Source organism: Nocardioides sp. J9 (genome assembly GCF_007829375.1).
Classification (GTDB): Bacteria; Actinomycetota; Actinomycetes; order Propionibacteriales; family Nocardioidaceae; genus Nocardioides.
In genome coordinates this window covers 1-8,506 of the sequence record NZ_VLJQ01000124.1, presented here as the reverse complement: position 1 = coordinate 8,506, position 8,506 = coordinate 1, and the positions used below count along the sequence as shown (strand labels likewise).

Genomic DNA, 8,506 nt, shown 5'->3' with positions numbered 1-8,506 from the left:
GCCAGTCGCTCGCGAAGCCCGCACGCGGGGCGTACCCCGGCTTCGACGGGATGGCGATGTAGCGGACCTCCGCCCCGGCGTCCTCCACGGTCGTCGTGTACGACGCCCCGGTGGCCCCCGGGATCGGGGCGCCGTCGCGGTACCACTGGTAGTGGACCTCGTCCGGCGTCGGGGTGATCTCGAGCGGGTCGGCGGTCAGGGTGTCGCCGACGTGGATGTCCCCGGCAGGGCTGAAGGTCGGCTGGGTGGGCACGTGCCAGGGCTGGTCCTTGACCTGCCAGGAGAGGGTGCGTTCGGTGGTGCGGCCGACGCGGTCGGTGGCGACGATCGTGAAGCTCCGGGTGGTCCCGGTGTCGAGCGCGGCCCCGACGGGGAGGTCGCCGGTGCAGGACGCGACGCCGGAGCCGGCGTCGGCGCAGGAGTAGTCGACGGTGGTGGTGCCGGGGTCGACGGACCCGCCGTCGAGGGCGGCGAGGTTCGGGCCGAGGGTGATGGTCGGGGCGGCCGTGTCGACCCCGACCTCGAGCTGCCGCTCGGCCTCGTTGCCGTCGCGGTCCCACGCCTCGACGGTCAGCGTGGTGCGACCGGGGTTCTCGACCTGGATGCTGGCCGAGGTGGCCACGATCGAGCCGGACCGGCTGGTCGCTCCGGTGAGGGTCCAGCGCCCGCCGCCGACGCCGGAGGACCCGACGTCGGTGAGCTTGACCGCGAGCGTGACCGCGCCGGTGGACCACCCGTCCACGAGCGGCTGGTCGGGCGTGATCGCGATCGTCGGCGGGTCGAGGTCGAGGTCGCCGTCGCCCGGCGGCGGGGCCGCGAGGCCGGGTGCCGTCGGGGTGATCGCGGCGAGCAGCGCGAGGGCGCTGGCCGCCGAGGGGATGAGCAGGCGTTTCATCGATGTCCTTCCGTGAACCCGCCGCCGGGTGCGGCGTCGTCACCTGCTCTGCTGCAGCGAGGGGCCCGAACGGTTCGGCCTCAGGCCAGCGACGTCCGACACAGCTCGTCGACCACGTCGGCCGGCACCTGGTTCACCAGGCGCACCCGGCCGTCGCCCGCACGGCTGAGCCGTCCGTCGGGTGCGACCGACCAGGCGCCGCGCTCGGCCGCCAGGTCGGCGGAGGCGTCGAGGAAGGCGGCCGCCGCGGCCAGGTCCCACCACGTGTCCAGGCCCTCGGCGACCTGGCCCAGGCCGGCGCCGGCGAGCGCCGGGGGCGTGCCCTGCGGGACGGCGTCGGCCGGCACCAGCGTCAGCGGTGGAGCGACGCCGTCGTCGGACAGCACCTCCCGCAGGGCCGACGGGTCGGCCGCCGCGTTCCACTCCACCGCCCCCGCCACGGCCGGGCCGGAGCGGCTGCCGGCCATCACGTGCACCGCACGGAGCCGCGCGTACTCGTCGGGGTGCGCCGCACGCAGGGCCGCGACGTTGGTGAGCGGACCGAGCGCGACCAGCTCGAGGCGGGGGTAGGAGGACGTGAGGGCGGCGACCAGCCGCTCCGCCGGCACCGGTGCCTGCGGCAGCGGGGCGCCGCCCGTGAGGCCGAAACCGCCGGCCGCCTGCCGGCGCCACGGCGCGGGGAACGCCCGCCCATCCGGCCCGGCGTCGTCACGCCCGCAGGCGGTGGTCACGGGCGCGACGCCGACCAGGGCGAGCAGGGCGCCCAGGACCCGGCGTCCGTCGGCGCACCCGACGAGCCCCGTCGTGGCGATCGTGAAGCCGACGACCTCCACCTCGGGGTGCCGCACCAGCACGGCGATCGCGGCCAGGTCGTCGCGGCCGAGGTCGGTGTCGACGACCACCGGGCGCGGGTCGCGCTTCACCGGGACGGCCGAGAGCCCCCCGGGGCCGCCGTCGTCGTCGTACGGCGCGGTGCAGGCGGTCAGCGCCACGAGACCGGCGAGCAGGACGGCCGCGGCGCGGCGCCTCATGGCGCCAGCGCCAGCTGGAGCACGACACCGACGCCGGCGCCGAGCAGGCCAGCGGCGGGGGGCCCGCGGGGCGCGGGGGCGGCCGCGGGGGGGGGGGAGCCAGCGGCGCAGCGGTGCCCGACGGGGGACGGTGGTGGCGGCGAGCAGCAGGGTGAGCCCGACCAGGTAGAGGTCGTGCGCGCCGGCGACACCGGGGGAGACGACCAGCCGGGCCCAGTAGTCCTGGTAGTCGTTCGGCGCCGCGAGCAGCCACGCGTCCGGGAAGCCGTTCGGGTCGGCGGTGGCAGGTGCGACGCCGACGTAGAACGGCTGGACCTGCACCGGGGTCAGGAAGGTGGCCGGCCGGCTGCTCCACGCCCAGTAGACGGCACCGACGACGAACCAGAGGACGAGCAGCAGCAACCACGCCGCCGGCCGGCTGCGCACCACCCGCACCAGGGCAAGGCCGAGGGCGACGGCGAAGGCCGCGAGCAGGACCGGCTGCAGCAGCTCGGGCAGGGTGTAGACCGCGTGCTCGGTGCGGCCGGGCTCGTCACCGAGGCGTAGCCCGCCGGTGGCCCCGAGTGCGATGCGGGCCGCGAGGACGACCGCGGCCGCCAGCAGGACCAGCACGCCTCCGCCCAGCAAGCGCGCCACGGCACGGCTGGTCTCCTGGACCGGGGCGGCCTCGGCCAGCGGGACGAGCCCTCGGGCCCCGGCGCCCACGACGGCGACGGCGATGCCGAGCCACAGCGGGGTGAGCGCGGCCAGGTAGCCCTGGTACTCGGCGGTCGCCCAGCCGTCGTTCGTGGTCGTCAGCATCCACGCCGACGCGGCGATGCCGAGCCACGGTGCCGGGTGGCGGACCAGGCGCAGCGCCTCGATCCGCGCGAGGGCGAGGACGGCCCGGCGTCCGGGCGGTGCGGGGGAGGTGAGGGTGGTCAACGTCGCCTCCTGGGGAGGGTGAGCCCGAGAACGGCGGCAACGGCTGCGCAGTGCAGCCAGGGGTGGTGGAGCCAGGGGAGGAGAAGCCCTGCGTCCTCCGGCGGTACGACGAAGGTGGCCGCGCCCCACGCGAGGGTGACGGCGCTGCCGAGGGTCACGCCGGACGGTCCCGGCAGCAGCAGCGCGAGCGCGACGCCGGTCGCGGTGAGCGCGACGACGGGGCCGGTCGGCCACCCGGTCGAGTCGACGAGGTCTCCGGCCGCGGTGGGCAGCACCCACAGGGCGAGGGCGAGGGGGAGGACGAGCCACAGCCGGTGGGCGTGGCGGTGCAGCCGGCCGGTCGGGCTGGCGGCGAGCAGGTCGGCGGCCGGGTCGTGCAGCGCGGCGACGACCGTGCCGGCGAGCAGCGCCTCGAGCAACCCGGGCGGTGCGGACGTGAAGCCGTCGACGAGCAGCCGCGCGGTCGCGAGTCCGACGACCGCGACGGCGGCGCCGAGCAGCGGCGCCGTGGGCAGGGCACGGGCGGTGGGTCGCACCCACGCGGGTGCGAGGGCGGTCGCGGTCACCGGTGCGTCCCGCGGGCGAGCAGCAGGTAGCCGTCGTCGAGGGTCGGGTCGACCAGCCCGGCAGCGGGCGGCGGCTCGCCGAGGTGGCGCCAGGCGCCCTCGGCGGTCTGCCAGCTGCGGAACGCGTCGGGATCCTGGCGGTCGTCCTCCCACACCCGGCCGCGGGCCAGCTCGGCGAGGTCGCCGGGTGTGCCGTCGAAGACGACCATGCCGGCGAGCAGCACGACCACGCGGTGGCACAGGGCAGCGACCTCGCTGGTGTCGTGCGTCGACATCAGCACCGTCGGTGCCGCGGACAGCAGCGAGCGCAGCCGGAGCCGCTGCTCGGGGTCGAGGCCGGATGCCGGCTCGTCGAGCACCAGCAGGTCGGGGCGGCCGACCATCGCCGCGGCGAGCGCCACCCGCTGCCGCATGCCGCCGGAGAGCTTGCGGATCTTCTTGTGCATCACGTCGGCCAGGTCGACCTCCTCCAGCACGCGGCGCACCTCGTCGCGGCGCCGACCCGGGTCGGTGAGCTCCTTGAGGACGGCGACGTAGTCGACGAGGTCGAAGGGGGTGAAGCCGGGGTAGAGGCCCGGGTCCTGCGGCAGGTAGCCCAGCCGCCGGCGGATCTCGACCCGCTCGTCGTGGTGCGACGGGTCGAGGCCGAGCAGGGACAGGGAGCCGGAGTCGGGCGCCAGGACGGTCGCCGCCATCCGCAGCACCGTGCTCTTCCCGGCGCCGTTGGGTCCGAGCAGCCCGACGACGCCGCCGGAGACCTCGAGGTCGACGCCGTCGACGGCGACGGTGCCGCGGTAGCGCTTGGTCAGGCCGGTGCCGACGACCCCGGCGGTGCGGTCGACGCGCGTGCTCATCACAGTGCCCTCCGGTAGACGACGGCCTCGCGGCGCGCGAGGCTCACGGCGGCCGCCTGGGTGGACGACGCCGCGACCAGCTCGGCCGTGGCGGACAGGTCGAAGCCGGGCCGGTCGCTGCCGGCGCTGGCGACGGTGAGGACGGCCAGGGTCCACAGCGCCGCCAGGGTGGTGGCGACCGCCAGCGGGTCGAGGCGCGTGGTGCCGGCGGCGAAGGTCGTGCCCGCCAGCGCGGCGCCCGGCAGCAGCCACGCGGTCGTCAGGCCTGCCGGGACGGAGCCGCCGAGCCCACCCACCGCGGCGAAGCCGGCGAGCGCGCAGGGCACGGCCACCGCGCACACGACGAGGGCACGCAGGGCGACCAGGCGCAGCCCGGCAACCGGCGCGGCGAGGCTCATCTCGCCGGCCGGGTCGTGGCCGGCGCGGAAGGCGACGACGACGCCGGCCATCGGCGCCAGCGGTGCGAGGAGCAGCAGGAGCAGCAGGCCGCCGCGGCCCGACACGGTGGAGAGCACGACGGGGGCGACGCCGACGACCGCCGCGGCGAGCAGCGTCGCCCGCACCAGGGCAGGGGCGCCGACCACGAGCCGGAGCCGGTCGCTGCCGGGCAGCCGGCGCAGCCGCGAGGGCCGGTCCACGTCCGCGGTGAGGCGCTCCCACGCCGCGTCCAGCGCGGTGGGCCGCGCCTGGGCGGACACGGTCGCCAGCCGGGCGCGGCACGAGGCGCACGCGAGCAGGTGGGTCTCGGCGGACGCCGTACGGGCCAGGTCGCCGGCGGTGCGCAGGTAGGTGTCGATGTCGTCGGTGTCCAGGTGCCACTCGGTCACAGCAGGGCCTCCCTCAGCTGGAGCCGCGCACGGCTCATCCGGCTCTTGACGGTGCCGCTCGGGATGCCGAGCAGCCGGGCCGCCTCGGTGGTGCTCAGCCCGTCGATGACGGTCGCGCGGACGACGGCCTGCAGCTCGGGGGAGAGCCGCTGCAGCGCCTGGCCCACGTCGGTGTGCTCCAGCCGCAGCAGCACCATCTCCTCCGCGGAGGAGAGGTCCTCCTGGCGCACCCGGGTCAGCTTCTCCAGCACCGACTTCCGCGGCCGGACCCGGTGCAGCAGGGTGCGCACGGCGATGCCCCACAACCACGCCGCGACCTCGCCCTCGCCCCGGTAGCGCCGCGGCTTCTGCCAGACCGTCAGGAAGGTGTCGTTGACGACGTCGGCGACCACGGCGGGGTCACCGCAGCGTTGCGCCACACGCGCCGCGAGCCACGGCTGGTGCCGGGTGAAGAGCGTGTGCAGCGCCCCGCGGTCGCCCTCGGCGATCGCGGACAGGAGCGCACGGTCGTCGCGCTCGTCGGGGTGTTCTGCCAGCACGTCAACACTGTTCCAGCGAGGACGCCGAACGGTTCACGCATCGCGAAAAAAGAGTGGTGCGCGGTCACCTGAAGACGTCGATGTGGACGTGGTCGCGGTGCTCCAGGATCGCCCGGTCGCCCGACGAGCGCGGCGGGTCGTAGTCGCGCCAGCCCTCCCGGCCCGCGGTCCAGATCCGGTCGTCGAAGATCACCGTGCGGATCTGCAGGCGTGCCGCGTTTGCGACGGCCCAGTGCGCCATCGCCCAGCCCCTGGTCTTGTTGGCCGGGCTGATCGGGCGCACGAAGGCGTCGATGGCGCGCCCGTCGTAGTGCGCCGAGCCCTCCATGTGCCCGGAGCTGACGCCGCCGGGGGCGTAGCCGCCCAGGGAGAGCCGGCCGAAGCGCTCCAGCAGCTCCTTGCGGACCTTCTCCGCCCGCGGGGTCAGCCCGCTCGGCGTCAGGTCGGCGTCCGCGGTCGGCGCGCCGCCGTCGAGGTCGCAGCTGAACGTCGCGGGGGAGTGGCCTGCCAGCGCCGACGCGAGCGCCCGCCCGTCGGCCTCGTGGTCGGCGTACGCGTTCGGGAACGCGGAGCGCTGCACGCGCTGCGCGGCGACCGTGATCTCCATGCTCTCGTAGCCGTCGACCTTCTCGAGCGCGTCGTAGAACGCGTTGGTCGAGTAGACGGGGTCGAGGACCTGCTCCGGCGAGCCCCAGCCCTGCGAGGGCCGCTGCTGGAACAGGCCGAGCGAGTCGCGGTCGCCGTAGTCGATGTTGGCGAGCTTGGACTCCTGGTAGGCCGTCGCCAGCGCGATCGACGCCGCCCGCGCGGGCAGCCCGCGGCGTACGGCGATCGCCGTGATCAGCGACGCGTTCTCCGCCTGCTCGCCCGACACCTCCACCGTGTGCCCGCCGACGGTGACCGTGCAGTCGCCGCTCGGCCCGCCCACGATGGAGTCGGTCGCCCGCAGCACGGCGATGCCGACGACCGCCACGGTCGCCACGACCGCGACGCCACCGACCAGCGCCGTTGCTCTCGCCCTCACACCCTCAGTGTCCGGAACAGGACAAGGAGGGCCTCAGTTCGCGTGCAGCGCCGCGTTGAGGGCGATGCCCTCGCCTTGCCGCGGCACGGCCTCGATCGCACCGGAGACCGAGTTGCGTCGGAAGAGGACGTTGCTGGCGCCGGAGAGCTCACGGGCCTTCACCACGCGCGCGTCCTTGCCCGGCTCGAGCACGGTGACCTTGGTGCCGGCCGTCACGTAGCAACCCGCCTCCACGACGCAGTCGTCGCCTAGCGAGATGCCGATGCCGGCGTTCGCGCCGAGCAGGCAGCGCTGGCCGATCGAGATGACCTCCTTGCCACCGCCCGACAGCGTGCCCATGATCGAGGCGCCGCCGCCCACGTCCGAGCCGTCGCCCACGACGACGCCCGCCGAGATCCGGCCCTCGACCATCGACGTGCCGAGCGTGCCGGCGTTGAAGTTCACGAAGCCCTCGTGCATGACCGTCGTGCCCTCGGCCAGGTGCGCCCCGAGCCGGACGCGGTCCGCGTCGGCGATCCGGACACCCGCCGGGATGACGTAGTCCACCAGGCGCGGGAACTTGTCCACGCCGTACACCGTGACGTGCTGGCCCGCCGCCTGCAGGTGCGCCCGGGTCAGCTCGAAGCCCTCGACCGCACACGGACCCGCCGAGGTCCACACCACGTTGGTGAGCAGGCCGAAGATGCCGTCGAGGCTCTGCCCGTGCGGCTGCACCAGGCGGTGCGACAGCAGGTGGAGCCGCAGCCACACTTCCACCGTGCTCACCGGCGCCGCGGCCAGGTCCGCGACCTCGACCAGGTTGACCTTGCGGGTCACCCCCCGCGCCTCGTCCGCGCCCTCGAGCGCGGTCAGCTCGGCCGGCGCCACCGCGTCCGCGGGCTTCTCGCCCAGCTGCGGAGCAGGGAACCAGGTGTCGAGGACGGTCTCGCCGTCGGCGGCGTACGTGGTCAGGCCGAAGCCCCAGGCAGCAGTCACGTGAGGAGAGTCTAGGGCCGCCGGGGAGAGGGGGTGTCCGTGGGGCGTGACGTTCATCTGGCCTCGTGGTTGGTGTCGGCGGCCGCGCACCGTAGCCGACTGGCCCCCGCCGTGTTGTCTGGCGCGAGCGTGTCGCCTGTCGAGGTTCGCGCGCAGGCGCTCGCTGCGCTCGGCCCGCACTTGCCCTCGACGCGCCTCCGGCGCGGGCGCCACGCTGCCGCGCGCGCAGTTGGCTTCGGTAGGTGGCACAGTCCGTCTGGCGGCAAGCCTGGGGTTCGCGACGACGCCTAGCTCCCGGTGGTTGAGGTGCGAGGCCGCCCGCGGCCGAGCCTCGAAACCTCCGGGCCTTGATGGCGGGCTGTGGTGGGCACAGCCGGGTGCATCGGTGCCACTGGTTTCGAGGCTCGGCGCTGGGGCGCCTCGCACCTCAACCAGCGGCGGGAGGTCGGCGCGGGGCGCCTCGCACCTCAGCCAGCGGCCAGTCCTAGGTCGCCGGACATGCCTGTGACCCCGCCGTCAGGCGGGGTGTGGGGCGTGGTGGCTAGTAGTCGTCGGGGTCGAGGGGGCGCGGGGTGTCCAGGACTTTCGTGCCCGCCGGACCGACGAGGAAGTGGCGGCCGTTCGGTGACATCCAGAGGTAGTGGCCGGACTGCACCGTCACGTAGCGCCAAAGCGAGAAGGTCTTGGCCCGGTGGTGGCGTCGGCAGAGCGGGACGAGGTTGCACGGGCACGTCGGGCCGCCGCGAGCATGCTCGACCGAGTGGTCGAGGTCGCAGCGCGTCGCCCTGACGGTGCAGCCGGGGAAGCGGCAGGTGTGGTCGCGCAGCTGGACCCGTTGCCGGTGCCTGTCGGGGATCTCGTACGAGTCCAC

General features: G+C 75.3%; 9 protein-coding genes. All 9 read right to left on the bottom strand.

What is annotated here, in order from left to right; all coding sequences use genetic code 11:
* On the bottom strand, positions 1-895 hold an 895-nt coding region (locus L615_RS23600; RefSeq protein WP_222430647.1), incomplete at its 3' end, for a hypothetical protein.
* Positions 896-975: 80 nt separating this feature from the next.
* Positions 976-2,850: a nucleoside hydrolase gene (locus tag L615_RS21025; RefSeq protein WP_145726366.1), complete on the bottom strand. Its 1,875-nt coding sequence runs from the start codon at positions 2,848-2,850 to the stop codon at positions 976-978.
* Positions 2,847-3,416: a hypothetical protein gene (locus tag L615_RS21020; RefSeq protein ID WP_145726365.1), complete on the bottom strand. Its 570-nt coding sequence runs from the start codon at positions 3,414-3,416 to the stop codon at positions 2,847-2,849. The genes L615_RS21025 and L615_RS21020 overlap by 4 nt, the downstream gene beginning before the upstream one ends.
* Positions 3,413-4,270 carry an ABC transporter ATP-binding protein gene (locus L615_RS21015; RefSeq protein ID WP_051486316.1) on the bottom strand — a complete coding sequence of 286 codons (858 nt, stop codon included), beginning with the start codon at positions 4,268-4,270 and terminating at the stop codon, positions 3,413-3,415. The genes L615_RS21020 and L615_RS21015 overlap by 4 nt, the downstream gene beginning before the upstream one ends.
* Positions 4,270-5,097 carry a hypothetical protein gene (locus L615_RS21010; protein ID WP_145726364.1) on the bottom strand — a complete coding sequence of 276 codons (828 nt, stop codon included), beginning with the start codon at positions 5,095-5,097 and terminating at the stop codon, positions 4,270-4,272. The genes L615_RS21015 and L615_RS21010 overlap by 1 nt, the downstream gene beginning before the upstream one ends.
* Complete coding sequence (locus L615_RS21005) at positions 5,094-5,636, bottom strand: RNA polymerase sigma factor (RefSeq protein ID WP_028657291.1); 543 nt, start codon at positions 5,634-5,636, stop codon at positions 5,094-5,096. Before L615_RS21005 ends, L615_RS21010 begins: the two co-directional genes overlap by 4 nt.
* 64 nt (positions 5,637-5,700) lie before the next feature.
* The gene (locus L615_RS24625) at positions 5,701-6,660 is read right to left on the bottom strand and encodes a hypothetical protein (RefSeq protein ID WP_315897798.1); all 960 of its coding nucleotides are present in this window, start codon (positions 6,658-6,660) and stop codon (positions 5,701-5,703) included.
* Between the two features lie 33 nt (positions 6,661-6,693).
* Positions 6,694-7,635: a 2,3,4,5-tetrahydropyridine-2,6-dicarboxylate N-succinyltransferase gene (gene dapD, locus L615_RS20995; protein ID WP_261376799.1), complete on the bottom strand. Its 942-nt coding sequence runs from the start codon at positions 7,633-7,635 to the stop codon at positions 6,694-6,696.
* A 541-nt stretch (positions 7,636-8,176) separates the two neighbouring features.
* Positions 8,177-8,506, bottom strand: a 330-nt coding sequence (locus L615_RS23595; RefSeq protein WP_186449961.1) for an HNH endonuclease signature motif containing protein, incomplete at its 5' end; no start/stop codon positions are given.